Source organism: Acidithrix ferrooxidans (genome assembly GCF_000949295.1).
GTDB lineage: Bacteria > Actinomycetota > Acidimicrobiia > Acidimicrobiales > Acidimicrobiaceae > Acidithrix > Acidithrix ferrooxidans.
Map to the genome: position 1 here is coordinate 1 of NZ_JXYS01000166.1, position 1588 is coordinate 1588.

Annotated in this window: 2 protein-coding genes; one reads left to right on the forward strand and one right to left on the reverse strand. The window is 45.7% G+C overall.

Annotation, left to right across the window (positions count from 1 at the left end):
- The coding region (locus AXFE_RS18860) for a transposase (protein ID WP_160291941.1) at nucleotides 1-378 on the forward strand (378 nt) is incomplete at its 5' end.
- On the opposite strand, the gene AXFE_RS18040 is transcribed toward AXFE_RS18860, so the two are convergent.
- Nucleotides 299-1468 (reverse strand): IS1380 family transposase, encoded by a 1170-nt coding sequence (locus AXFE_RS18040; RefSeq protein ID WP_052607270.1) that lies wholly within the window; start codon nucleotides 1466-1468, stop codon nucleotides 299-301. The genes AXFE_RS18860 and AXFE_RS18040 overlap by 80 nt on opposite strands.
- Nucleotides 1469-1588: the final 120 nt, after the last annotated feature.

The following is a 1588-nucleotide window of genomic DNA, read 5'->3' on the forward strand; positions in this document are numbered from 1 at the left end:
AAATCATTCAAAGATGTTTTTATGAGACGTTTAGATTCCGATACCAAGCTGATAAGTGATGGTAACCCAAGTTACGGGGTATGTGCTCGAGACCTTGGACTAGCGCATTCGATCACTCTATCCAAAGACGAACAAGCACATGTAACATTCAAATGGCTCAACATCCTGATAGGGAACTGCAAGAAATTTATCGACGGAACATACCACGGACGTGAGGAACATAAGCAACTTTACCTCGAGGAATTCGCATACCGATTCAACCGAAGGCACTTTGAAATGTCCTTGGTAGAGCGACTTCTCAATACATGTGTGTTTGCGTCTCCACATCCGCTACTCCGCGAATCTGATTCCAAAATGGCTCTTGCTTACGAAACTTGATAAGTATGTTAGCGTTCATGTATCTGGATGGAACATGATTCCATCCCGAACCTCCTTTGAGATCCTTGATGACTAGTTCGATCTGGGCATGTGCTCGGTGATCAGCCTCAAGAAAGAGCGTTTCGCCTTGTCGATCGGTAATAAATGCGTGATAGTCATAGTCGGTAAATAGTGCCAGCTGAGACCCTGGAGTAGGCTTGACCCTTCGTACGATAAGACGAACGTCTTGTCTATCTCTTGCAAATGCGCGATATTTCACTTCTGCTACATCAGCTCCACCTTCAAGCCAGTAGGGAATTGAAGTCCAGGCATCCTCTTGGATATCGGAGATGATACCTTTTAGTCTCTTGGACATCCGTGTTGTAATAGAAAAGCGAACATCACCCGCACTAGCTGCGTCTCTAACGGCTCTTGAGTAGAACCCAGAGTCAAAACGCATGGTTATTTCACCAGTTGCTCCGGCGGCTCTGGCATTGTTGATTACCTGGGTTACAAACTCCCCGGCACCACGAGCGGTATTGGCATTGCCTTCACGTGTCACTATTCCAAGAATGTCACCTGTTTTACCAACTGCTGCTAGGTGTGGGTGATACCCCCTTACTTTGGTATAACCAAAGTAAGCTCCTTCTTTTTTGTTTCCATATGCCTGACATATTGTGGAAACAACATCAATGGTGAGCGGCTCATCACCTGGACCTGCTCCAGCTAGCCAGGCTCGTTTTAGCAACAAAGCTGCAACTCGTTCAACATCTGCGATGTCACTGGTCTCAAAACTACGCAAGAAGACACCAAGAGTGGATGGTGCTGGCATTATCTGACCAAGGATAACTTGTGCATTTGGGCTTCGAAGGATTGCAGTGTCATCAATGCAATCACCACCGGCCAAAATAGATGCGACGATAGCCATAGCTTTTCTGCCAACATTTGCTCGTCCAGGACGATCCTCTAGGTCAATGTGTAAATCAAAGAGATCCCTAAGGCCAAGTCTCTCAGCAAGGGTGATAGGGAGTATTAACCCACTGTTGGAAACTGCGTTCGAATCGTCAAAGGTGACTATCAAACGGTCTAAACTACTAGCAGATGCTCGCATCTAAAAGGTGCTCCTTGAACTGGTTGTTTTTTGACTATTACAACCTAAAGTTTACCAGTTCAGAGCACCTTTTCTATGCCAAAATCAAAGTTGATCGGCTAAATTTTCGGTGGATCCAGG

Coding starts and splice junctions, on each gene's coding strand:
- AXFE_RS18040 (WP_052607270.1), bottom strand. CDS start 1,468: ATGCGAGCATCTGCTAGTAGTTTAGACCGTTTGATAGTCACCTTTGAC.